Below are 22577 nucleotides of genomic sequence, written 5' to 3'. Positions count from 1 at the left end.
CTGACGCTATCCGCTCAACCACGAAATCGCTCCGCCAGCAGGTAAACCTCACGGGAGCGCGCCCGGGAAGCGTCCGGCTTGCGAGTGACCACCTTGCCGAAGCTGCTGCGCAGCGCCTTGAGGTAGTCGTCGAATCCTTCGCCCTGAAAGACCTTGGCCACGAACCGGCCGCCCGGCCTCAGGGTCTGCTGCGCCAGATCCAGCGCCAGCTCGACGAGATACATCGCCTGGGGCTGATCGATGGCGGCCATACCACTCATATTGGGGGCCATGTCGGACATCACAAGGTCTACCGGGCGCCCATCGAGTGCCGCGAGGATCGCCTCGAGCACCGCCTCCTCGGTAAAATCGCCGTGGATGAAGTCGACCCCGGCCAGAGCGTCCATCTCGAGGATGTCCGAGGCGATCACCACCCCCTCTGGGCCGACCTTTTCCGCGGCGATCTGGCTCCAGCCGCCGGGCGCCGCGCCCAGGTCGATCACCGCCATGCCCGGACGCAGCAAGGCGTCCTTGGCGTCCAGCTCGAGCAGCTTGTAGCTGGCCCGGCTGCGGTAGCCATCCTGCCAGCTGCGCTGCACGTACTGGTCGTCGAAGTGCTCTTTCAACCAGCCTTTGCTGGTCTTGCTGGCGCCGCGCGCAGCAGCCGCAGCGGGCGAAGAGGACTTGCTGGAGCGGGTAGAGCGGCCCACGGCATCACCTGGTTCTGATGTCGGTTCGAAGAGTAGCGGAGGGAGGCTTTCGCACGCGCCGCTTTCGCCGTAACATGGCGGGTTCAGCGCAACTTTGGACCCTCAAGATACCATGAGCTTGTCACAGGCACAAAAGAAAGCATTTCGCAGCATCGGCCACCACCTCAACCCGGTGGTCACGGTGTCCGAGAACGGCATCTCCGAGGGCGTGCTCGCCGAGCTCGAGCGGGCGCTCAACGACCACGAGCTGATCAAGATCAAGCTGGCCCTGGCCGAGCGCGACGACCGCGCCGCGATGCTCGAGGAGCTGGTGACTCAGAGCGGTGCCGTACGCATCCAGACCATCGGCAAGGTGGCCCTGCTCTACCGCCACAACCCCAAGGCCAACCCCAAGCTCTCCAACGTCAAGCGCTTCGAGGGCCACCACGGGCGGCACTGACGCGCTTCGCGCGAGCTGGAAGCTGGAAGCTGGAAGCTGGAAGCTGGAAGCTGGAAGCTGGAAGCTGGAAGCTGGAAGCCAGCATGATGTAGCACCTTCAGATACCAAACACCCCGCGGCCATGGTCGCGGGGTGTTTTTTCTTCAAGCTTCCAGCTTAAGGCTTCGAGCTTGGGTCAGAGATGCTCGACGCTGAGGATCTCGTACTCGACCTCGCCGCCGGGGGTGTTGACCACCACCGCGTCCCCCTCCTCCTTGCCGATCAGCGCGCGGGCGATGGGTGAGGTGACCGAGATCCGGCCGGCCTTGATGTCCGCCTCGTCCTCGCCGACGATGCGGTAGACCACCTCGTCGTCGGTATCCAGATTGAGCAGCGCCACGGTCACGCCGAAGATCACCTTGCCGGTCTTGGGCAGCTTGGTGACGTCGATCACCTGGGCGCTCCCGAGCTTGCCTTCGATCTCCTGAATGCGCCCTTCGATAAAGCCCTGCTGCTCGCGAGCGGCATGGTACTCGGCATTCTCCTTGAGATCGCCATGCTCACGCGCCTCGGCGATGGCATTGATCACCTTGGGCCGTTCGACGCCCTTGAGCTGATCGAGCTCTTCACGCAGGCGCTGCTCGCCTGCGACGGTCATCGGGACCTTGTTCATTGTGGTGCTCCTGCATGCAGTTCCTGAAGCCGCCGCACGGTAATCTGGTTGCCATATTCCAATGCCATGCACACGGCCCTGGCACCTGCCAGGGTCGTTGCGTAGGGCACCTTACGGGCGAGAGCGGTGCGGCGGATCACCGAAGAGTCGTTGATGGCCTGACGGCCTTCGGTGGTGTTGACGATATAGGCCACTTCGTCGTTCTTGAGCATATCGACGATATGCGGACGACCTTCGAAGACCTTGTTGACGGCCTCGACGGGGAGCCCGGCAGCCTCGAGAGCAGCGGCGGTGCCGCGAGTCGCGCAAAGGGTAAAACCCAATCCTAGCAGAGTTTCGGCCACCTCGATAACGTCGGCCTTGTCCGGCTCGCGCACCGAGAGAAACGCCTTACGCTCGCCGCTCAGCGCCGGGATCGCCTCGCCGGCGCCGAGCTGCGCCTTGTAGAAGGCCTCGGCAAAGGTGTCGCCTGAGCCCATCACTTCGCCGGTGGACTTCATCTCCGGCGACAGGATCGGGTCGACGCCGGGGAACTTGTTGAACGGGAACACCGCCTCCTTGACGCTATAGAAGTGCGGCACGATCTCGCGGGTGAAGCCCTGGGCCGCCAGCGTGGTACCGGCCATGCAGCGCGCCGCCACCTGCGCCAGCGAAGTGCCGATGCACTTGGAGACAAAGGGCACGGTGCGCGAGGCGCGCGGGTTGACCTCGATGACGTAGATCTCGCCATCCTGCCAGGCCAGCTGCACGTTCATCAGCCCCTTGACGCCGAGCTCCACCGCCATGCGCTTGACCTGCTCGCGCATCTCGTCCTGCACCTCGGCGGGTAGCGAATAGGGCGGCAGCGCACAGGCCGAGTCGCCGGAGTGCACCCCGGCCTGCTCGATGTGCTGCATGATGCCACCGATCACTACCTCGTGGCCGTCACTGACCGCGTCGATATCGATCTCGATGGCGGCGTTGAGGAAGTGGTCGAGCAGCACCGGCGAGTCGTTGGAGACCTTGACCGCATGGGTCATGTAGTTCTCCAGCTCCGAGGCGTCGTAGACGATCTCCATGGCACGACCGCCGAGCACGTAGCTGGGGCGTACCACCAGCGGGTAGCCGATCGCCTCGGCCTTGGCGAAGGCCTCCTCGAAGCTGCGCGCGGTGGCGTTGGGCGGCTGCTTGAGACCCAGCTTGTCGATCATCTGCTGGAAGCGCTCGCGGTCCTCGGCGCGGTCGATGGCGTCCGGGGTGGTGCCGATGATCGGCACCCCGGCGGCCTCCAGCTCGCGGGCCAGCTTGAGCGGCGTCTGGCCGCCGAACTGCACGATCACGCCGACCGGTTTTTCCTTGTCGGCGATCTCCAGCACGTCCTCCAGGGTCACCGGCTCGAAGTAGAGGCGATCACTGGTGTCGTAGTCGGTGGAGACGGTCTCCGGGTTGCAGTTGACCATGATGGTCTCGTAGCCGTCGTCGCGCATGGCGAAGGCGGCGTGGACACAGCAGTAGTCGAACTCGATGCCCTGGCCGATGCGGTTCGGGCCACCGCCCAGCACCATGATCTTCTGGCGCTCGGAGACCTCCGCCTCGCACTCCTCCTCGTAGGTGGAGTACATGTAGGCGGTATCCGAGGCGAACTCCGCCGCACAGGTATCGACGCGCTTGTAGACCGGACGGATGCCGGCCTGCTGGCGGGTCTTGCGGAACTCCTTCTCGGAGACGCCCAGCAGCCTGGCCAGGCGTGCATCGGAAAAGCCCTTGCGCTTGAGCCCGAACAGCTCGCGGGGCGACAGCTCGGAGAGCGAGCGCTTGGCGACCTCGGCCTCGCTCTTGATCAGGTCCTCGAGCTGGACCAGGAACCAGCGGTCGATGTTGGTCAGCGCAAAGATCTCATCGACGCTGAGCCCGGCACGCATGGCATCGGCGATGAAGAAGATACGCTCGGCCCCGGCGGCCTGCAGCTCGCCCTTGATATGCGCCATGGCCTCGGCGGTGAACTCGGTAACGATGGGGTCGAGGCCGTCGTTGCCGGTTTCCATGCCGCGCAGCGCCTTCTGCAGCGACTCCTGGAAGGTGCGGCCGATGGCCATCACCTCGCCCACCGACTTCATCTGGGTGGTCAGGCGGTCGTTGGCCTGGGGAAACTTCTCGAAGGTGAAGCGCGGAATCTTGGTGACCACATAGTCGATGGACGGCTCGAACGAGGCCGGGGTGCGCCCACCGGTGATGTCGTTCTGCAGCTCGTCCAGGCTGTAGCCGATCGCCAGCTTGGCGGCGATCTTGGCGATCGGGAAGCCGGTGGCCTTGGAAGCCAGCGCCGAGGAGCGCGACACCCGCGGGTTCATCTCGATCACCACCATGCGCCCGGTGGTGGGATCGACGCCGAACTGCACGTTGGAGCCGCCGGTCTCGACGCCGATCTCGCGCAGCACCGCAAGCGAGGCGTCGCGCATGATCTGGTACTCCTTGTCGGTCAGCGTCTGGGCCGGGGCCACGGTGATGGAGTCGCCGGTGTGCACGCCCATGGGGTCGAAGTTCTCGATGGCGCAGACGATGATGCAGTTGTCGTGCTTATCGCGCACGACCTCCATCTCGTACTCCTTCCAGCCCAGCAGCGACTCGTCGATCAGCAGCTCATGGTTGTTGGAGAGCTCGAAGCCGCGGGTGCAGATCTCCTCGAACTCCTCCTTGTTGTAGGCCACGCCGCCGCCGGAGCCGCCCATGGTGTAGGAGGGGCGGATGATCACCGGAAAACCCAGCGACGCCTGGATGCGCCAGGCCTCGTCCATGCTGTGGGCGACCTCGGCCTTGGGGCACTCGAGGCCGATGCGGCGCATGGCCTGGTCGAACAGGTCGCGGTCTTCGGCCTTGTTGATGGCGTCGGCGTTGGCGCCGATCATCTCCACGCCGTACTTCTCCAGCACGCCGTGCTTGTCGAGTTCCAGCGCACAGTTGAGCGCGGTCTGGCCGCCCATGGTGGGCAGGATGGCGTCGGGGCGCTCGGCCTCGATGATCTTCTCCACCGCCTGCCAGGTGATCGGCTCGATATAGGTGGCATCGGCCATGGCCGGGTCGGTCATGATGGTGGCCGGATTGGAGTTGACCAGAATGACCCGGTAACCCTCCTCGCGCAGCGCCTTGCAGGCCTGGGCGCCGGAGTAGTCGAATTCGCAAGCCTGGCCGATGACGATGGGGCCTGCGCCAATGATCAGGATGCTGTTGATGTCGGTACGCTTGGGCATGACGGTTCCCGCGGCAAATCGGTGAAAGAACGGACTCAGTGGTGAGGGCCGGCGCTCAGCGGCGTGCCTTCATCATCTCGACGAAGCGGTCGAACAGCGGCGACACGTCGCGCGGCCCGGGGCTCGCCTCGGGGTGGCCCTGGAAGCTGAACGCCGGCCGGTCGGTACGCTCGATCCCCTGCAGGGTGCCGTCGAACAGCGAGCGGTGCGTGGCACGCAGATTGGCCGGCAGGCTCGCCTCGGCGGCGGCGAAGCCGTGGTTCTGACTGGTGATCATCACCTGGCCGCTGTCGAGGTCCTGTACCGGGTGGTTGGCGCCGTGGTGGCCGTGGCTCATCTTCAGCGTCTTGGCGCCGCTAGCCAGCGCCAGCAACTGGTGACCGAGGCAGATGCCGAACACCGGCAACTCGGTCTCGAGGATCTCGCCGATGGCCTTGATGGCATAGTCGCAGGGCTCGGGGTCGCCGGGGCCGTTGGCCAGGAACACGCCGTCGGGTTTCATCGCCAGCACCTCGCTGGCCGGGGTCTGGGCCGGCACCACGGTCAGGCGGCAGCCGCGCGAGGCGAGCATGCGCAGGATGTTGCGCTTGATGCCGTAGTCGTAGGCCACCACGTGGAAGGGGCGCTCGCCCTGCGTGGTGTCGGCATAGCCTTGCCCTAGGGTCCACTCGCCCTCGCTCCATTCGTAGGACGTCTGGCAGGAGACCACCTTGGCCAGGTCCATGCCCTTGAGGCCGGGGAAGGCGCGGGCTGCGGCCAGGGCACGCTCGACGGCGTCGTCACCTTCGGCATCAACGCCGGCCAGGATCGCACCGTTCTGCGAGCCCTTGTCGCGTAGAATGCGGGTCAGGCGGCGGGTGTCGATGTCGGCGATGCCGAGCACGTTCTGGCTCTTGAGGTAGTCGGAGAGCGACTGCTCGCAGCGGAAGCTGCTGGCCAGCAGCGGCAGGTCGCGGATCACCAGGCCGGCGGCGGCGATGGCGTCGGACTCGACGTCCTCGGCGTTGACGCCGGTATTGCCGATATGCGGATAGGTGAGGGTGACGATCTGTCGGGTGTAGGAGGGGTCGGTGAGAATCTCCTGATAGCCGGTCATGGCCGTATTGAACACCACCTCACCGCTGGTTTGCCCATCGGCGCCGATCGCGGTGCCGTGGAATACGCTGCCATCTTCCAAGGCCAATATCGCGGATCTGTTCAACGCAACTTCCTCCCATGCTCTTAAGAGACCGCCGACGAGTCACGCTCATCCGACAGATGTTTCAAGGGCGGGCGCCAGGCTGGGTCACGCGGCAGGCGAGCCGTAAAAAAGCGGGACGAAACCTGAAAGACCGGTTTCATCCCGCTTGTTGTCATTGCTCGGTGTGCCCGTGGCCGACTCAACAAGCGCTATGGTGGATGCAGCATCCGGCGCCCGGCCAAAATTTTTGGAATGTTACAGGATTCAGCCCCACCTGGCTACCACCTTGAGCCTAGCACCCCAGCCAGGCTGGCCTTTCCCGGGGCTGATCCGAGGGCAGGCCTACAGGGAGGCGCTGTAAACCCGTCCCTGGGCGCTACCTTCGCCCTGGCTTCGCTCTCGCATCCTGCTCCGCTTGCAGGGCCGGTGCTGGCCATCCATGGCCAGCCCGTTCGGAGCAACACTCCTCACCCATGGCGAAGAACCTCCCTTTCGACCTGTCCTCGGCGCCCCTCACCAAGGGCCTTTAGGCTTACCATCAGGAGCACCCGCTCGGGCCTCCCCATCAGCTTGCCCAAGGAGCTCCGGACACTTGAGCGCCTATAGCCCCAGCACATCCTGCATGCTATACCGCCCCTTGCCCTGCTCGGCCACCCAGCGCGCGGCACGCACCGCGCCCTTGGCGAAGGTCATGCGGCTACTCGCCTTGTGGGTGATCTCGATGCGCTCGCCCTCGGTGGCGAACATCACGGTATGCTCACCGACGATATCGCCGGCGCGCACGGTGGCAAAGCCGATCTCCTTGGCATCCCGCGGCCCACACTGGCCGACCCGCTCGAAGACGCCGTGCTCCTTGAGCGTCCGCCCCAGGGAATCGGCCACCACCTCGCCCATCTTCAGCGCCGTGCCGGAGGGGGCATCCACCTTGTGGCGGTGGTGGGCCTCGATCACTTCGATATCGTAGCCCTCGTCGCCCAGCGCCTTGGCCGCGGTCTCGAGCAGCTTCAGGGTCAGGTTCACCCCCACGCTCATATTGGGCGCGAAGACCATCGCCAGCTTGTCGCGGTAGCCGTCGAGCTCGGCGAGCTGCTCGTCGCTGAGGCCGGTGGTACCGATCACGATGCGCTTGCCGTGCGCGGCGCAGAACGCCAGGTTGGCCAGCGTTACCTGCGGCGCGGTGAAGTCGATCAGCACATCGAAGTCGTCGACGATATCGTCGAGCGTCGCCGCCGCCGCGACGCCACACTTGCCAAGCCCGGCCAGCTCGCCGATATCGGCACCGGCAAGCGAGCTGCCCGGCTCGACCACGCCACCCGCCAGGGTAGCCTCGGCATCCTGCTCCACGGCAGCGACCAGGGTGCGGCCCATGCGGCCAGCGACGCCGACGATAGCGATACGGGTCATGCGGACTCCTCTAGCAGCGATAGCAATTCGAAATGGGGCGGCAGTATAACAGAGCCTCAGGCGGCATCTCGCGGCGATACGCTACGCTTGATCTCGTCGCCATGGTCGAGCTCGACCCGCTTGAGTTCATAGGCTGCCTGCAGATTCAGCCAAGACTGGGCATCTCCACCGAAGAAGCGTGCCAGCCTCAACGCCGTATCGGCCGAGACGGAACGACGCTCCTTGACGATCTCATGCAGGCGCGTTGCTGGAACGCGCAGCTCACGCGCCAGGCTATTCACACTCAGGCCGAGTGGCTCCAGGTACTCTTCACGCAGCACCTCTCCCGGGTGAATGGGCCGCATGCCGTTGTTGATCATGTAATTCGCTCCCCCAGCCATGTTCAATGGTAATCCACGATTTCGACATCGAAGGCGCCGCCATGCTCAAAACGAAAACAGAGGCGCCACTGACCGTTGATCCGAATGCTGTACTGACCCTGTCGATCGCCCTGCAAGGCTTCCAGTCGATTGCCAGGCGGTGAGCGTAGAAAATCCAGCGTTGCAGCAGAATCCAGCAATTGAAGCTTGCGCTCAGCCTGCCGCTGAAAGGCGCGAAACGCCTTTGGGCAGTCTCTGCCCTCAAATAATTGGCGCGTGTGCTTGCAGGCAAAGGATTCGATCATCACCCAACAATATTACGCTATACGTAATACGTCAAACGGAATGTCCACACCTCGCCCCAATCAGGAGCAGCCATCGCTCCTTCCATCACGCAGCAGCAGCGCGATGGCCGTCAGCACCAACAGACTACCCGGCAGCCAGTGCCAGCCGATCTGCGCCGGGTCGCTAGCGAACAGCAGCAGCATCGAGACGAAGGGCACCAGGTAGCCGTAGGCGGTGACGGCACCGGGGGTCAGCGCCGAGGTGGCCCGCTGCATCAACCAAAAGGTCAGGGCACTGGAGAACAGCCCCAGATAGGTTACCAGCAGGAGGTCCTGCCAGCGCATCGAGGCAAGCTCGGCGACGGGCTCTATCGCCAGCCCCAGCAGGCCGATCCATACCCCGCCTAGCCCCAGGCTCCAGAAGGTGCGCACCGAGGCCGCCTCCGGCAACCAGCCATGGGCGAGCCCCCACTTACTGAGCACCGGGTAGAGCGCCGAGGAGACACAGCCGAGGAAGAACACCGCCTCGCCGATGCCGAACTGCAGCCCCTCGCCATGCCCCATCGACTCGGCCACGGCCAGACCCAGAGCCCCCATCGCGCCGAGCGCGAGAATCGCCGGCAGCTGCCAGGTCAGGCGCTCGACGCGAAAGCCGAGTCCCAGCACGAAGGCCAGCAGTGGCACGGTGACATAGAGCGTCGACATGGAGAGCGCGGTGGCATGGTGCGCCGCCCAGAACATGGCCCCGAAGAAGCCCGCCAGGCACAGCCCCATCAGGCTATAAAGCGGGAGCAGCCGCCAGCCGGGCAGGAAATCGGCGGCGCGGCGCGCCAGCCACCATAGTCCGGCACAGGCGATGGCAAAGCGCAGCGCGGTCAGTGACAACGGCGGCAACTGACTCATCTGCTCAACGGCGGGAAACGACAACCCCACCAGCAGCGCCCATAGCAGCATGCCAAGATGGGCACGGCGCACACGGGCAAGGCTCAATTTTCCCAGACGATGTCGAGCGATTCGCCGGCCATGCGGTCCAGATGGCTGCTGACCACGCCCTCGAGGTGATCGAGGGTCGGTTCGTCCAGCGCCTCGATGGCTATCGTTAGGCGTTCATCCGTGGCATGCATCAAACAGGTGCCCTCGGCGAACGCCACCCGGCCCTGCTCGGCGTCGTGCTCGACCTCGAGCTTGTGGGCCCAGTGCTTGCACAGGCGGTTGATCAGCTTGCTGCCGTCGATGGTGGCGATCTCAGTACGCGAAATAGGCATGGAACCTCCGTTGGGCGTCGGGCACCGTGCCCAACGCAGGGCAAGAAAACATTACGACGCGAAACGCGCCAACTGAAAGGGGGCGAGATCCACCGCCGGCGTTTCGCCACACATCTGCTCGGCGAGCACGCGGCCGGTGACCGGCCCCAGGGTAAAGCCCTGATGGCCGTGGCCGAAAGCCAGCCACAACCCGTCGTGGCGCGGCGCGGCACCGATCACCGGCAGCATGTCGGCCACGCAGGGGCGGCTGCCCATCCACGGCGCCACATCGCGCCGCTCACCGAGCGGCAGCAGCTCGCGGGCGACGCGCTCGGCGGCGTCGAGTTGGCCGTAGCGCGGCGCGGCGTCCAGGGTGGTCAGCTCGGCGCCGGTGGTCAGCCGCACCCCGGCACGCATCGGCGCCAGCAAGTAGCCGGCATCGGCGTCGCGCAGCCAGTGGTTGAGCCGGGCATCGTCCTGCATTGCATAGTGCATATGGTAGCCGCGCTTGGGAAACAGTGGCACGCGATAGCCAAGCTCGGCCAGCCAGCGCGACGACCAGGGCCCGGTGGCCAGCACCAGCTCCTCAGCCTCGTGCACGCCAGCCTCGGTATGCAACCGCCAGCCGCTGGCGGTCTGTTCCAGGCGCCGGGCCTCGGCCTGCTCGACGCGCCCCCCGGCGGCCTCGAAGGCCGCGGCATAGGCCTTGACCAGCGCGCCGGGGTCGCGCACCGTCCAGCCGTTGGTCCAGTGCACTGCGCCCAGCAAGCCGCCGCGCAGGTGGGGCTCGCAGGCCTTGAGCGCGGCGGCGTCGAGCACCTCATGGGTGACGCCGTACGCCTCGCCGATGGCCTCGGCGTTGTCGACCTGGGCCTCCAGTGAGGCCTGCTCACGAAAACCGTCCAGCCAGCCCTGCTTGCACACCAGCGACTCGGCACCGGAGGCGGCGATCAGCGCCTGGTGCTCCTCGGTACAGCGCACCGTCAACGAGGCGTAGGCCGGCACCGCCGCGGCGTGGCGCGCCGGCGTAGAGTGCCGCCAGTACTGCAGCAGCGGCCCGGCCGCGGCGAGCAACCCATGAGGGCGGTAGCGGATATCGATCTGGCGGTTGGGCAGCACCCGCAGCAGGGTCGCCAGGTCGCGGGGAAAAGGGTACGGCTTGACCGCCTCGCGCTGGATGATCCCGGCATTGCCGAAGGAGGTCTCCTCCCCCGGCCCGCGGCGGTCGAGCAGCGTCACCGCGCGCCCGCGCCGCGCCAGGTGGTACGCAACCGAAGTGCCAACCATGCCGGCGCCAAGCACCAGGGTCTCGCGGGTCATGTGGGTCGTCCTTGCTCACGGCCAGGCAGCAAATTCTGCCGTCTCAACAGCCTACCAAGAGTGCAGCGTCATGCGCACGCGCCTGGCGCGGTCAGCCGCACGAGACGCAGCGCAGTGGCCTCGACTCATCGCCGCCTAGGCCATCTGATCCTGCGCCCTTCGAACGCGGCCAGAATGGCTCCGGCCAGCACCAGGGGCAGGGCCAGCAGAAAGCCCACAGAGGGCGCCAGCCCGAAGATCACCAGGTCGGCCAGGACTGGCCAGATCAGGGCCAGGTACTCGAAGGGCGCCAGCCGCGAGACCTCCGCGTAGCGCAGCGCCAGGGTCATGCAGATATGCGCTGCGCCACCGAACAGCCCGGCGAGCATCAGCAGCCACAGCTGCGGTCCGGTCAGCACTGCCCAGCCCAGCGGCCAGGTGGCCAACCCCGCCAGTGCTGACATCAGGATAAAGTAGAACGCGATGGCGCCAGGTGTCTCGGTGCGCGAGATGCGCCTGACGGTCAACAGTGCACCCGCCGTGAGCAGGGCCGCCAGCAGCGCCAGCAAATAGCCGGCCAGTGAGGCCTCATCGGCGCCCAGGTTGGGCAGTATCAGCACGGCGACTCCCGCCAGCGCCAGCAGCAGGGCGGCGGCCCGATGCAACGTGAGCCGCTCACGCAGCAGCAAGATGCCGCCGAGCGCCATCAGTACCGGGGTCAGCTGTGCCAGGAGCGTCGCTTCGGCAACCGGCAGCAGCGCCAAGGCGGCGAAAGAGGCGAACATCGCCGCCGCACCCAAGCCGGAGCGCAGCAGGTGCCCGCCAGGCCGGCGGGTCGCCAAGCCAGCGGGGAACTCGCGCCGCCAGGCCAGGAACAGCACCACCGGCAGCAGTGCGAAAATCGAACGAAAGAAGACGATCTGCCCCAAAGGGGTCGCCTCACTGGCGCCCTTCACGCAGACCATCATCCCGGTGAAGAGCACCCCCGACAGCAGTCTCAGGAGGATACCGGCCAGCGGCCTATCGGGGAGCTCGTCCATGAATATCTGCGCCTGGCGCAATGAGAAGGGGCTAGTCTAATAAGGGAACACGCCCTTGCCCAGCAGCGGCGATGCTGAAGCCCGACTGCCGATACACTAAGGCCCCGGTATCCGAGGATAGCGGGGCCAGTGATGCCAGGACAGAAGCCGAGTGATTACGGCTTCATGTCCTCGAAGAACTTCTTCACGCCGTCGAAGAAGCCGCTCTTCTTGGGCGAGTGGCTGTTGCTCTCACCGAGGCTGTTCTGGAACTCGCGCAGCAGCTCCTTCTGGTGCTCGCTGAGCTTGATCGGGGTCTCGAGCACGACCTTGCACAGCAGGTCGCCGGGAGGGCCCCCGCGCACCGGCTTGACGCCCTTGCCCTTGAGCCGGAACAGCTTGCCGGTCTGGGTTTCGGCGGGGATCTTGAGCTTGACCCGACCGTCCAGGGTCGGTACTTCGAGCTCACCGCCGAGGGCGGCATCGACGAAGTTGATCGGCACTTCGCACTGCAGGTGGCGGCCATCGCGCTGGAAGATGTGGTGCGGCTTGATCGCCACCTGCACGTAGAGATCCCCGGGTGGGCCGCCGTTGATGCCGGTTTCGCCCTCGCTGTTGAGGCGAATGCGGTCGCCGGTATCGACCCCGGCGGGGATCTTCACCGACAGGGTGCGGGTCTCGCGCACGCGGCCCTCGCCGTTGCACTTATGGCACGGCACCTTGATGTGCTGACCGCCGCCGTGGCAGGTGGGGCAGGTCTGCTGCACGGCGAAGAAGCCCTGCTGCATGCGTACCTGGCCCATGCCGTTACAGGTCGGACAGGTCTCCTTGGTGGAGCCGGGCTCGGCGCCCTCGCCGTCGCAGCGCTCGCAGTCGACGTGGCGTGGCACGCGGATATCGACGCTGGTGCCGGCCACCGCATCCTCGAGGTCGAGCTCGAGGTTGTAGCGCAGGTCGCTGCCGCGCTGCGGGGCGTTGGGGTGACGGCGGCCACCGCCACCGCCGAAGATATCGCCGAACACGTCGCCGAAGATATCGCTGAAGCCGCCGGCACCCGCGCCGCCGCCGAAGCCACCACCGCCACCGAAGCCACCGCCCTGGCCGTCGACGCCGGCATGGCCGAACTGGTCGTAGGCGGCGCGCTTCTCGCCGTCGGTCAGGACCTCATAGGCCTCGGAGACCTCGCGGAATTTCTCCGCCGCGCTGTCGTCGTCCGGATTGCGGTCCGGGTGAAATTTCTGGGCCAGGCGCCGATAGGCCTTCTTGATCTCTTTCTGATCGGCCCCGCGCTCGACGCCGAGCACCTCGTAATAGTCACGTTTGGACATGGGTCTGTCCGCCTCCATAGCGACACTGCGGAAACACCAACGCGGGAGTCAGGCCCCCGCGCTGGCGTCATCCGAAGCTCAGATGTCGTGGTTACTGCTTTTTCTGGTCGTCGTTGACTTCTTCGTACTCGGCGTCGACCACGTCATCTTCAGGCTTGGCACCAGCGTCCTGCTCGCCGCCGGCTTCACCCTGAGCGGCCTCGGCCTGCTCGGCGTACATCTTCTGGGCCAGATTGCCGGAGGCCTCGGTGAGGGCGCTGAGCTTCTGCTCGATGTCGTCCTTGTCGTCGCCCTTGACCGCTTCCTCGAGCTCGCTGATGGCGCTCTCGATGGCCTGCTTCTCCTCGTCGCTGGCCTTGTCGCCGGCCTCTTCGAGGGTCTTGCGGGTGGCGTGGATCATGCCGTCGGCCTGGTTGCGCAGCGCTACCAGCTCCTCGAACTTCTTGTCCTCGTCGGCATGCGCCTCGGCGTCGCGCACCATCTGATCGACTTCTTCATCGGACAGGCCACTGGAAGCCTTGATGACGATCGACTGCTCCTTGTTGGTCGCCTTGTCCTTGGCCGAGACGTGCAGGATGCCGTTGGCGTCGATGTCGAAGGCGACCTCGATCTGTGGCACGCCACGCGGCGCCGGCGGAATGTCGCTGAGGTCGAAGCGGCCCAACGACTTGTTGCCGCTGGTCTGCTTGCGCTCGCCCTGCAGCACGTGGATGGTCACGGCGGTCTGGTTGTCATCCGCGGTCGAGAAGGTTTGGGTCTTCTTGGTCGGGATGGTCGAGTTCTTCTCGATCAGCGGCGTCATCACGCCCCCCAGGGTCTCGATGCCCAGGGTCAGCGGAGTGACGTCGAGCAGCAGCACGTCCTTGACATCGCCGCCCAGCACGCCGCCCTGAATCGCCGCACCCACGGCCACGGCTTCATCCGGGTTGACGTCCTTGCGGGCGTCCTTGCCGAAGAACTCGGCGACCTTCTTCTGCACCATCGGCATGCGCGTCTGGCCGCCGACCAGGATCACATCGTCGATCTCGGAAGCCGATAGGCCGGCATCGGCCAACGCGGTCTTGCACGGCGCCAGCGAGCGCTGCACCAGGTCTTCCACCAACGACTCGAGCTTGGCGCGGGTGACCTTGACGTTGAGGTGCTTAGGCCCGGTGTTGTCGGCGGTGATATAGGGCAGATTGACGTCGGTCTGCTGGGTCGCGGAGAGCTCGATCTTGGCCTTCTCGGCGGCTTCCTTGAGGCGCTGCATGGCCAGGTTGTCGCCGGACAGATCGATGCCGGAATCCGCCTTGAACTGATCGACCAGGTAGTTGATCAGGTGCATGTCAAAGTCTTCGCCACCCAGGAAGGTGTCGCCGTTGGTGGCCAGCACCTCGAACTGAGTCTCACCGTCGACGTCGGCCACTTCGATGATCGAGATATCGAAGGTACCGCCGCCCAGGTCGTAGACCGCGATGGTCTTGTCGCCGCGCGCCTTGTCCATGCCGTAGGCCAGCGCTGCCGCAGTGGGCTCGTTGATGATGCGCTTGACCTCGAGACCGGCGATGCGCCCGGCATCCTTGGTGGCCTGACGCTGGCTGTCGTTGAAGTAAGCCGGCACGGTGATCACCGCCTCGGTCACTTCCTCGCCCAGGTAGTCCTCGGCGGTCTTCTTCATCTTCTTCAGCACTTCGGCGCTGACCTGCGGCGGGGCCAGCTTCTTGCCCTTCACTTCCACCCAGGCGTCGCCGTTGTCGGCCTCGGTGATGGCGTAGGGCACCATCTTGATGTCCTTCTGCACCACGTCGTCCTTGAAGCGACGACCGATCAGGCGCTTGATGGCGTACAGGGTGTTGTGCGGGTTGGTGACCGCTTGGCGCTTGGCGGCCTGGCCGACCAGCGTCTCGCCATCATCGGTGTAAGCGATGATGGACGGCGTGGTGCGGCCACCTTCGGCGTTCTCGATGACTTTGGCGCTGTCGCCGTCGAGAACGGCGACACAGGAGTTGGTCGTCCCCAGGTCAATACCGATGATGCGTCCCATAGGAAATCCTCGAAAGTTGTCACTTGATTCGTACATCGCGGCCTTCGCCGCGGGGTTGTCGTCTATCTGGGGGCCGCCTGGCGCTTTTCAAGACCCGCGCCCCCAATCGCCTGACGTTGCTCAGTTCGCCGCCTGGCTGACCACCACCATGGCCGGGCGTACCAGGCGCCCGTTGAGCAGGTAGCCCTTCTGCATCACGTCCATCACGGTGTTGGGCTCGAGCTCGGGGTTGGGCACCATCGCCATGGCCTCGTGATACTGAGGGTCGAACGGCTCGCCGTGGGGCTCCACCGCCTCGACGCCGAACTTGGCGAACACGTCGAGCTGCAGCTTGAGGGTCATCGATACGCCCTCGCGGTGAGCGTCGCTGGCGCCGTCTTGCATGGCTTCCAGCGCCTTCTCCAGGCTGTCGACCACCGGCAGCAGCTCCTTGACGAACTTCTCGAGCGCGAACTTGCGCGCCTTGTCGGCTTCCTGCTCGGCGCGACGACGCACGTTCTGCGCCTCGGCAGCGGCACGCAGCGCCTGGTCCTTGGCATCGGCGGCGCTCTGCTCGAGCTCCTCGATGCGCGCGTTGAGTGCATCGACATCGGCGTCGCTGGCGACCGGTTCCTCGACCGGCTCGCTCTCGTCGGTGGCGGCCTCGATGGCCTCTTCGAGATCGCCATCCAGCGGCGTCTTTTGCGGCTCGGCGTCCTGCTCGGCACGCTCCAGCTCTTCGTCTAGCGGCGTCTGCGGCTGTTTGGCCATGAGTGTCTCCTGACATCGAAAGACGGCACGCGGCCGCCTGAACATTTCACGACATGCAGTATCTGCAAGGCTGATTACATCGATTTGCTGCCTATATGGGGATGCTGGCGTCAATCTCAAGGCGTACAAGCGTGCGGCGCGAGCACGAGCATTGTCGGCCCACATCAGCTACTGTATAAACGCACAGAGGGGTGATCCATACTGCAAGGAGATAGGCGGCCATGCTGGTACAGCTCGCAATTCGTGATTACGCCATCGTCGATAGCCTCGACCTGGAGCTTCACGGCGGCATGACCGCCATCACCGGCGAAACCGGGGCCGGCAAGTCGATCCTGCTCGGCGCCCTGGGGCTGTGCCTGGGCGAGCGCGCCGACGCCGGTAGCGTACGCCACGGCCGCGAGCGCGCCGACCTCTCGGCACGCTTCGATATTGCCGCCCTGCCCGAGGCGCGGGCCTGGCTGGAGCAGCGCGAGCTGCCCGGCGACGACTGCCTGCTGCGCCGGGTGATCACCGCTGCCGGGCGCTCCAAGGCGTGGATCAACGGCCAGCCGGCAACCATCACCGACCTCAAGGCGCTGGGCGAGCACCTGATCGAGATTCACGGCCAGCACGCCCATCAGGCGCTACTGCGCGAAGACACTCACCTGCGCCTGCTCGACGACTACGCCGGCCAGCGCGAGGCGGTCGCCGCCCTGGGCGAGACCCATCGCCGCTGGCAGCAGGCGCGGCGCAACCTCAAGCGGCTGAGCGAAGATGGCGATGAACTGGCAGCGCGCCGCCAGCTGCTGCGCTATCAGGTCGAGGAGCTCGACCAGCTGGCGCTGGCCGAGGGCGAGCTGGACGCCCTGGAGGAGGAGCAGACACGCCTCGCCCACGCCGAGGAGACCCTGCGCGAGGCGCAGTTTGCCGCCGACTGCTGCGACCACGATGACGGCGGCGCCCAGTCGCTGCTGGCCCAGGCGATCGGCCGGCTGGGCGCGCTGCCCGGCAGCGACCGCGGCAGCCTCGCCGAGACCCTCGGCATGCTCGAGGAGGCGCGCATCCAGGTCGAGGAAGCGGGTCGCGAGCTGCAGCGCTTCGTCGACACCACCGAGCTCGACCCGGCGCGCCTGGCCGAGGTCGAAGAACGGCTCGGCGCGGTGCATCGCATTGCCCGCAAGCATCATGTGCTGCCGGACGAACTGGTCGCGCTGCATCAGCGCCTGCAGCATGAGCTGGCCGAGCTCGATGGCGGCGAACATGACCTCGAAGCGCTCAGCCAGGAGGTCGAGCAGCTGCGCGACGCCTGGCGCCAGCAGGCCAAGGCGATCAGCGCGGCGCGCCACACAGCGGCGACGCGCTTCGCCGACGAGGTACAGGCGCAGCTGGGCTTCCTGGCCATGGACAAGGCAAGCTTCGCGGTGCAGGTCGAGGCCCGCGAGACCGCAGCCGCAGACGGCATGGACACGGTGCGCTTCCTGATCAGCGCCAACCCGGGCCAGCCGCCGCGGCCGCTGACCAAGGTCGCCTCGGGAGGCGAACTGTCGCGCATCAGCCTGGCGATCCAGGTAGTGGCGGCCAGCCACTCGACCATTCCCAGCCTGGTGTTCGACGAAGTCGACGTGGGTATCTCCGGCGCCACCGCCGAGATCGTCGGCCAGCTGCTCAAGCGCCTGGGCGCCGGCGGCCAGGTGATGACCGTGACCCACCTGCCCCAGGTCGCTGCCCAGGCCCACCAGCACCTGCATATCGAGAAGCAGGCCGAGGCCGACACCACCCTGACCCAGATGATGCTGCTCGACGGCGCCGGACGGGTACGCGAGCTGGCACGTATGCTCGGTGGGGTCAAGCTCTCCGAGCGCACCCTGGCCCACGCCCGCGAGATGCTCGACGCCAGCCAGCGCGCCCATCACTAGCGGCTGGCGCCGCGGCCCCACACGCACTCGGCCCCGATCATGGATCGGGGCCGAGAGGTGTGACGCAGCCGCCTTGCGCTTACTTCTTTTGAATGCCTTCCTGACGGGTCGCCTTGGAGCCCTTGGGGCGCACGTACAGCACCAGGGCGTGATCCACCAGTTCGAAGCCGTGCTCCTCGGCGATCTCCTGTTGACGACGCTCGATGGTCTCATCGAAGAACTCGATGATCTCACCGCTCTCGAGGCACACCATATGGTCGTGGTGCTCGTCCTGAGACAGCTCGAACAGCGCGTGCCCGCCGTCGAAATTGTGACGTATCACCAGGCCGGCAGACTCGAATTGAGTAAGCACGCGATAGACGGTGGCTAGGCCCACGTCTTCGCCGGCCTCCAGCAGTGCCTTATAGACATCTTCGGCACTCAAGTGGTGCTGACCCGGGGCATTCTCCAGGATCTGCAGGATCTTGACGCGGGGCAGGGTCACCTTCAGACCCGCCTTGCGTAATTCATGGTTCTGATCGGCCATGGTCGCTCTTCGCAGTAACGTGTAGGGTCGGGTATGATCGACCGACTCAACGATAGTGAAGAACAGGCTCAAATGCAAAAGCTGATCAAAACCGTCACCCTTTCCGTTGCCCTCACCACGCTGGTCAGCGGCTGCAGCTATTTAGGCGTCTACAAGCGCGACCTGGCCCAGGGCAACCTGGTGACCCAGGACATGGTCGGCCAGCTGCAGCCGGGCATGAGCCGCGACCAGGTGCGCGGTGTGATGGGCACCCCGCTGCTCGAGGGCCCGTTCGACGCCAGCCAGTGGGACTACCTGTTCCGCCTCGACGAAGCCTACGGCGGCGTTGACCAGCGCCGCGTCACCCTGACCTTCGACGGCGACCGCCTGGTCGACATCAGCCGCGACGGCGACCTGTCCCGCGATATCGAGCTGATGCCCGAGGATGGCCCCGGCCCGGCCCCGGAGGGCGTCGGCCCGGACGACGGCATGGCCCCGCAGAGCCCGCAGCCCGAGGCGCAACCCGAGCCTCAGCAGGGCGGCGGCACCGCCCCGGCCGGCGGCGCACCCGCCGAGCGCGCGCCGGAGCCAAGCGCACAGGAGCCGGTCCAGCAGGATCCGTCGCTCTGATCGCGACCTGGCTATCGATAGCGCGCCTTGCCCTGCTCGGCGCGCCGCTTGCGCGCCTGCTTGGGGTCGATCTGCAGCGGACGGTAGACCTCGACCCGATCGCCCTCGCTGAGCGGCTGGTCGTCGCGCTTGAGTGGCGTGCCGAAGATCCCTAGCGGCGCTTCGCGGAAGAACGCTTCGCCCTGCTCGGGAAACGCCTGCGCAAGCCCGGCCTGCAGCACCGCCTGACGGGCCGACGTACCAGGCGGCACCGCCAGCGCCACCAACCGCTGGCGCTCGGGCAGCGCGAAGGCCACTTCAACCTCGATCATATCGCTCATCACCCAGCTCCCGGCGCGCGTTTACTGCGCTCAGCGGCCATAGAGGTCATCTGCGCGGCGGGTAAACGACTCCACCAGTTGCCCGGCAACCTGCTGAAACAGCTTGCCGAAGGCCATACCCAGCAACCGGTTGGCGAACTCGAATTCCATCTCCAGACTCACCTTGCAGGCATCCTCGCCCATCGGCGTGAACAGCCAGCGCCCGCGCAGGCGCTTGAAAGGCCCCTTCACCAGCGACAGCTCGATGCGCTCCGGCTCGACCAGGTCGTTGCGGGTCATGATGCTGTGCTCGATACCCGCCCTGCCCAGGGTCATCTCGCCGATCAGGTGCTCGTCGTCGCGCTCCACCAGGCGTGCCCGCCGGCAGCCCGGCAGGAACTCCGGATAGCGCTCGAAATCGTTGACCAGGTCGAACATCGCCTGAGGGGAGTGCCGCACCAGGGCGGACCGATTGACCGTAGGCATTTACCTCTCCGCTGACTTTGCTGGGCCGTACGCGTATCATGGTCGGCTATTTCGTCAAGCCTTGAATCTTATCACGCTTCCCCCCATCTCGAACGGGGCTGCCAAGGCATATCGACACACGAGGTTCCATGGCCAACAAGAAAGGCAAGGGCAAAGGCCCGTCCAGTTCCGTCATCGCCCAGAACAAGAAGGCGCGCTTCGAGTACCACATCGACGAGACCTTCGAAGCGGGCCTCGCGCTGGCCGGGTGGGAGGTCAAGAGCCTGCGTGCCGGCAAGGCCCAGCTCACCGACACCTATATCCTGATCAAGAACAGCGAGGCCTGGCTGCTGGGCAGTCACATCACCCCGCTCAATACCGCCAGCACTCACGAGATCGCCGATCCGACGCGCACCCGCAAGCTGCTGCTGCACCGCAAGGAGATCGCCAAGATCTTCTCGCGCACCCAGGACAAGGGCCACACCTGCGTGCCGCTCAAGCTGTACTGGAAGAAGAACCTGATCAAGTGCGAGCTGGCACTGGTGACCGGCAAGAAGCAGCACGACAAGCGCGCCACCGAGAAGGAGCGCGACTGGAACCGCCAGAAGGCGCGGATCATGCGCGACCACTGAACGGCGCGCGCTTGAACTGGCGTCGCGCCGTCCCCACCTGATAGAATGATGAGGTTCCACGGGGGCGACATGGCTTCGACGCCGGTGACAACCTCCTAGGTGCATGCCGAGAGCGTGATGTATCTCGTAAATCCAACATCACGATTAAATAGTCGCAAACGACGACAACTACGCTCAGGGCGCGCTGGCAGCTTAATAGCTGTTAGCTTCTAGTCCGGCCCCAAAGTGATGTGCCCATTCATCACGGCGGGGATATGAGCGCAAACTGATGGGATCGCGGTTGGTGGTGTCCTCTCACCAATCGCTAAAACTTAGAGGAATCGCGTAGCTGGATCCTGCCCGTCGGAGCCAGTAGCGTTAAATCAAAAGACGGACCTAAGCATGTAGAGCCGAAGAGCGAGTGCCGGCGGACGCGGGTTCAATTCCCGCCGCCTCCACCAATCAAGTAGTCGAATCAAGCACCTACGGGTGCTTTTTTCGTTTACTGGCCATCCCAAGCGCCATCCAAGCCAAGGACATTTGACCCGCCCACTCGGCTCCATGCCAGTCGCGCCAGGCGCTGCGCTGCTCGCCATCCGGCATCGCACGCTCCCGTCAAGCCAGTGAGACCGAGGCCCCTTCGACAATTGGACGACGGGTCATCCTGCAATTGGACGATACTCTAGATGAAGTTGCTGGCCTATCGCACAGCCAGCCTGATCAACGTCAGCAATCTGCTACCCGTTCACCGATGTCAGCAAGGCATCCAGCAAGATGCGCATGGCGATCAGGAACAGCAGCGCCATGATGACCTTGTCGAAGACGTCTCGGGCCAGGTACTGCCCCAGGCGCCCTCCCAGCGGCATGGCCAGCCAGATCACCAGGAATGCCACCACGCTGGCCATGGCGAGCGGCCATGTGACGAGCCCAACGGAGAGCAGCGCAGGAAGCTGGACCACTGTGATGGCCGCAAAGAACGTCGAAATGGAACCAATGAAAACTCGCCGCTCAAGGCGCATGAAGTTGAGAAACGCCACCGACACCGGCGCCGACATTCCCACCGCGCCTTGCAGCACGCCCCCGCATAGGCCGGCAGGGATGACCAGCTTATTGGCTAGCGCGTACCCCAGCTCGGCATCGCGGCGCAACACGCGCAACCCCAGGTAGGCCAGCATGGTCACGGCGACGGTGATCGACAGCAGCTTCTCGTTGATACTCACCAGCGCCCAGGTGCCCAGCAGCACGCCCACCCCGCCCGCCACGGCAAACCCTGCCAGGAAACGCAACGGCAGCAGATGGCGGCGGTAGCGCCAGACCTGCAACATATTGCTCAGCAGGTTGGGTACCAGCAAGACGACGATGGCGGTCTGGATATCGTAGAGCACCGTGAAAATAGGCACCACGATCAGGGGGACTCCAGAACCAATAGCGCCTTTGACAAACCCTGCCAGTACCAGCGTCACTATTGACAGCAGTATCAGCATCGCGACAAGGGGCTTTTGAGCCGCCTCTCCAGAATTGATGCTGCAAACCAGCTGCCCGATAACTTACCAGCCAGCCACCACGCGTGTATGCAACTCACCAACACCTGCTATGCCTCCCTGCAAGGTATCCCCAATCGATACAGTACCAACGCCAGAGGGCGTTCCCGTCATGATGAGGTCACCAGCACGCAAGCGGAACAGTCGAGAGAGCTGGGAGATGACTTCCGGCACTTTCCAGATCATCTGATCAAGATTGCCCTGCTGACGCTGCTCACCGTTGATATTTAACCAGATTGCTCCCGAGTCGGGATGGCCGATCTTCGCGGCTGGCACAAGAGCGCCACAAGGAGCGGCACCCTCGAAGCTTTTCGCGGTATCCCATGGACGCCCCATTTTCTTCATCTCGGCTTGAATATCCCGTCGTGTCACATCGAGACCAACGGCATATCCATACCCATGCGCTAGAGCCTGATCAACGGGAATATTCTTCACCACCCTTGGCCAAGGCTACCACTAGCTCAACTGCATGGTGCACGGCACACACTGTGTGGACGCTTCGGCCCCACCCCCAAGCGAGCTGCCCCACCTCGAGATGCAACTGGGACCATCGGTGGATTATGCCGCACTGGTGAGTTGTCAGGCGATGGGTAGTTTGCCATGAACACTTCCTCAACTACTGATGCCAGGCGGCCTCCACGGATGCTCAACGAGCTTGTGCCTGCCCGCCATCAAGGTCGCGTGGTCACACTTCACCAACCAAACAAATCAATAGGACTGGCCAGCGGTGATGC

Annotated in this window: 23 protein-coding genes and 1 other RNA gene; 5 read left to right on the top strand and 19 right to left on the bottom strand. The window is 65.1% G+C overall.

Annotated elements, in window-relative coordinates:
- Positions 1-14: 14 nt before the first annotated feature.
- On the bottom strand, positions 15-689 hold the full coding sequence (rlmE, locus tag CK498_RS10315) for a 23S rRNA (uridine(2552)-2'-O)-methyltransferase RlmE (RefSeq protein WP_095620759.1): 675 nt from the start codon (positions 687-689) through the stop codon (positions 15-17).
- A 112-nt stretch (positions 690-801) separates the two neighbouring features.
- Between rlmE and yhbY the strand changes: the two genes are divergently transcribed.
- Entirely contained in the window at positions 802-1128 is a 327-nt protein-coding gene (yhbY, locus tag CK498_RS10310; RefSeq protein ID WP_095620758.1) for a ribosome assembly RNA-binding protein YhbY, read from the top strand.
- Between the two features lie 175 nt (positions 1129-1303).
- Here yhbY and greA read toward each other — a convergent pair whose 3' ends face one another.
- From greA to grpE, 13 genes are all read right to left on the bottom strand, one after another.
- On the bottom strand, positions 1304-1780 hold the full coding sequence (greA, locus tag CK498_RS10305) for a transcription elongation factor GreA (protein WP_095620757.1): 477 nt from the start codon (positions 1778-1780) through the stop codon (positions 1304-1306).
- Positions 1777-5007: a carbamoyl-phosphate synthase large subunit gene (gene carB / locus CK498_RS10300; RefSeq protein WP_095620756.1), complete on the bottom strand. Its 3231-nt coding sequence runs from the start codon at positions 5005-5007 to the stop codon at positions 1777-1779. The genes greA and carB overlap by 4 nt, the downstream gene beginning before the upstream one ends.
- Before the next feature lie 55 nt (positions 5008-5062).
- A complete protein-coding gene (gene carA, locus CK498_RS10295; protein ID WP_095620755.1) occupies positions 5063-6208 on the bottom strand; it encodes a glutamine-hydrolyzing carbamoyl-phosphate synthase small subunit in 1146 nt (381 codons plus the stop codon).
- Positions 6209-6787: 579 nt separating this feature from the next.
- The gene (gene dapB, locus CK498_RS10290) at positions 6788-7591 is read right to left on the bottom strand and encodes a 4-hydroxy-tetrahydrodipicolinate reductase (protein ID WP_095620754.1); all 804 of its coding nucleotides are present in this window, start codon (positions 7589-7591) and stop codon (positions 6788-6790) included.
- 56 nt (positions 7592-7647) lie between these two features.
- The gene (locus CK498_RS10285; protein WP_095620753.1) at positions 7648-7950 is read right to left on the bottom strand and encodes a HigA family addiction module antitoxin; all 303 of its coding nucleotides are present in this window, start codon (positions 7948-7950) and stop codon (positions 7648-7650) included.
- A gap of 23 nt (positions 7951-7973) precedes the next feature.
- Entirely contained in the window at positions 7974-8255 is a 282-nt protein-coding gene (locus CK498_RS10280; protein WP_095620752.1) for a type II toxin-antitoxin system RelE/ParE family toxin, read from the bottom strand.
- Positions 8256-8315: 60 nt separating this feature from the next.
- Positions 8316-9209: a DMT family transporter gene (locus tag CK498_RS10275; protein WP_229359030.1), complete on the bottom strand. Its 894-nt coding sequence runs from the start codon at positions 9207-9209 to the stop codon at positions 8316-8318.
- Between the two features lie 11 nt (positions 9210-9220).
- A complete protein-coding gene (locus tag CK498_RS10270; RefSeq protein WP_095620750.1) occupies positions 9221-9499 on the bottom strand; it encodes a DUF2218 domain-containing protein in 279 nt (92 codons plus the stop codon).
- A 51-nt stretch (positions 9500-9550) separates the two neighbouring features.
- Positions 9551-10798, bottom strand: coding sequence for an NAD(P)/FAD-dependent oxidoreductase (locus CK498_RS10265; RefSeq protein ID WP_095620749.1), 1248 nt, complete (start codon positions 10796-10798; stop codon positions 9551-9553).
- Between the two features lie 125 nt (positions 10799-10923).
- Positions 10924-11817, bottom strand: a complete 894-nt coding sequence (locus tag CK498_RS10260) for a DMT family transporter (protein WP_095620748.1) — start codon at positions 11815-11817, stop codon at positions 10924-10926.
- 155 nt (positions 11818-11972) lie between these two features.
- The gene (gene dnaJ / locus CK498_RS10255; RefSeq protein ID WP_095620747.1) at positions 11973-13124 is read right to left on the bottom strand and encodes a molecular chaperone DnaJ; all 1152 of its coding nucleotides are present in this window, start codon (positions 13122-13124) and stop codon (positions 11973-11975) included.
- Positions 13125-13215: 91 nt separating this feature from the next.
- Entirely contained in the window at positions 13216-15147 is a 1932-nt protein-coding gene (dnaK, locus tag CK498_RS10250; protein ID WP_095620746.1) for a molecular chaperone DnaK, read from the bottom strand.
- A 120-nt stretch (positions 15148-15267) separates the two neighbouring features.
- Entirely contained in the window at positions 15268-15897 is a 630-nt protein-coding gene (grpE, locus tag CK498_RS10245; RefSeq protein WP_095620745.1) for a nucleotide exchange factor GrpE, read from the bottom strand.
- A gap of 221 nt (positions 15898-16118) precedes the next feature.
- Here grpE and recN point away from each other — a divergent pair, with 221 nt between their 5' ends.
- Positions 16119-17792, top strand: coding sequence for a DNA repair protein RecN (gene recN / locus CK498_RS10240; RefSeq protein ID WP_095620744.1), 1674 nt, complete (start codon positions 16119-16121; stop codon positions 17790-17792).
- Positions 17793-17871: 79 nt separating this feature from the next.
- Here the strand turns inward: recN and fur are convergent, their stop codons facing one another.
- Entirely contained in the window at positions 17872-18318 is a 447-nt protein-coding gene (gene fur, locus CK498_RS10235) for a ferric iron uptake transcriptional regulator (protein ID WP_076746082.1), read from the bottom strand.
- 72 nt (positions 18319-18390) lie between these two features.
- Here fur and bamE point away from each other — a divergent pair, with 72 nt between their 5' ends.
- Positions 18391-18927 carry an outer membrane protein assembly factor BamE domain-containing protein gene (gene bamE / locus CK498_RS10230; RefSeq protein ID WP_095620833.1) on the top strand — a complete coding sequence of 179 codons (537 nt, stop codon included), beginning with the start codon at positions 18391-18393 and terminating at the stop codon, positions 18925-18927.
- 11 nt (positions 18928-18938) lie between these two features.
- On the opposite strand, the gene CK498_RS10225 is transcribed toward bamE, so the two are convergent.
- Complete coding sequence (locus CK498_RS10225; RefSeq protein WP_095620743.1) at positions 18939-19247, bottom strand: RnfH family protein; 309 nt, start codon at positions 19245-19247, stop codon at positions 18939-18941.
- 30 nt (positions 19248-19277) lie between these two features.
- A complete protein-coding gene (locus tag CK498_RS10220; protein ID WP_089659560.1) occupies positions 19278-19712 on the bottom strand; it encodes a type II toxin-antitoxin system RatA family toxin in 435 nt (144 codons plus the stop codon).
- Between the two features lie 128 nt (positions 19713-19840).
- Here CK498_RS10220 and smpB point away from each other — a divergent pair, with 128 nt between their 5' ends.
- Positions 19841-20323, top strand: a complete 483-nt coding sequence (gene smpB / locus CK498_RS10215; RefSeq protein ID WP_095620742.1) for an SsrA-binding protein SmpB — start codon at positions 19841-19843, stop codon at positions 20321-20323.
- 60 nt (positions 20324-20383) lie between these two features.
- Positions 20384-20763: a transfer-messenger RNA gene (gene ssrA / locus CK498_RS10210) on the top strand.
- A gap of 276 nt (positions 20764-21039) precedes the next feature.
- Here the strand turns inward: ssrA and CK498_RS10205 are convergent.
- Positions 21040-21765 carry a sulfite exporter TauE/SafE family protein gene (locus CK498_RS10205; RefSeq protein ID WP_229359029.1) on the bottom strand — a complete coding sequence of 242 codons (726 nt, stop codon included), beginning with the start codon at positions 21763-21765 and terminating at the stop codon, positions 21040-21042.
- An 84-nt stretch (positions 21766-21849) separates the two neighbouring features.
- Positions 21850-22278, bottom strand: coding sequence for a fumarylacetoacetate hydrolase family protein (locus tag CK498_RS10200; protein ID WP_217987745.1), 429 nt, complete (start codon positions 22276-22278; stop codon positions 21850-21852).
- Positions 22279-22577: the final 299 nt, after the last annotated feature.

Origin of the sequence: Halomonas salipaludis, assembly GCF_002286975.1 — a bacterium.
Classification (GTDB): Bacteria; Pseudomonadota; Gammaproteobacteria; order Pseudomonadales; family Halomonadaceae; genus Franzmannia; species Franzmannia salipaludis.
The sequence above is the reverse complement of the archived record's forward strand: the minus strand, read 5'-3'. Positions and strand labels throughout refer to the sequence as shown.

Excerpts from the sequence above, each read along its gene's own strand:
- yhbY (WP_095620758.1), top strand. The coding sequence starts at position 802 with ATGAGCTTGTCACAGGCACAAAAGAAAGCATTTCGCAGCATCGGCCAC.
- greA (WP_095620757.1), bottom strand. The coding sequence starts at position 1,780 with ATGAACAAGGTCCCGATGACCGTCGCAGGCGAGCAGCGCCTGCGTGAA.
- carB (WP_095620756.1), bottom strand. The coding sequence starts at position 5,007 with ATGCCCAAGCGTACCGACATCAACAGCATCCTGATCATTGGCGCAGGC.
- dapB (WP_095620754.1), bottom strand. The coding sequence starts at position 7,591 with ATGACCCGTATCGCTATCGTCGGCGTCGCTGGCCGCATGGGCCGCACC.
- CK498_RS10285 (WP_095620753.1), bottom strand. The coding sequence starts at position 7,950 with ATGATCAACAACGGCATGCGGCCCATTCACCCGGGAGAGGTGCTGCGT.
- CK498_RS10280 (WP_095620752.1), bottom strand. The coding sequence starts at position 8,255 with ATGATCGAATCCTTTGCCTGCAAGCACACGCGCCAATTATTTGAGGGC.
- CK498_RS10270 (WP_095620750.1), bottom strand. The coding sequence starts at position 9,499 with ATGCCTATTTCGCGTACTGAGATCGCCACCATCGACGGCAGCAAGCTG.
- CK498_RS10265 (WP_095620749.1), bottom strand. The coding sequence starts at position 10,798 with ATGACCCGCGAGACCCTGGTGCTTGGCGCCGGCATGGTTGGCACTTCG.
- CK498_RS10260 (WP_095620748.1), bottom strand. The coding sequence starts at position 11,817 with ATGGACGAGCTCCCCGATAGGCCGCTGGCCGGTATCCTCCTGAGACTG.
- dnaJ (WP_095620747.1), bottom strand. The coding sequence starts at position 13,124 with ATGTCCAAACGTGACTATTACGAGGTGCTCGGCGTCGAGCGCGGGGCC.
- dnaK (WP_095620746.1), bottom strand. The coding sequence starts at position 15,147 with ATGGGACGCATCATCGGTATTGACCTGGGGACGACCAACTCCTGTGTC.
- grpE (WP_095620745.1), bottom strand. The coding sequence starts at position 15,897 with ATGGCCAAACAGCCGCAGACGCCGCTAGACGAAGAGCTGGAGCGTGCC.
- recN (WP_095620744.1), top strand. The coding sequence starts at position 16,119 with ATGCTGGTACAGCTCGCAATTCGTGATTACGCCATCGTCGATAGCCTC.
- fur (WP_076746082.1), bottom strand. The coding sequence starts at position 18,318 with ATGGCCGATCAGAACCATGAATTACGCAAGGCGGGTCTGAAGGTGACC.
- bamE (WP_095620833.1), top strand. The coding sequence starts at position 18,391 with ATGCAAAAGCTGATCAAAACCGTCACCCTTTCCGTTGCCCTCACCACG.
- CK498_RS10225 (WP_095620743.1), bottom strand. The coding sequence starts at position 19,247 with ATGAGCGATATGATCGAGGTTGAAGTGGCCTTCGCGCTGCCCGAGCGC.
- CK498_RS10220 (WP_089659560.1), bottom strand. The coding sequence starts at position 19,712 with ATGCCTACGGTCAATCGGTCCGCCCTGGTGCGGCACTCCCCTCAGGCG.
- smpB (WP_095620742.1), top strand. The coding sequence starts at position 19,841 with ATGGCCAACAAGAAAGGCAAGGGCAAAGGCCCGTCCAGTTCCGTCATC.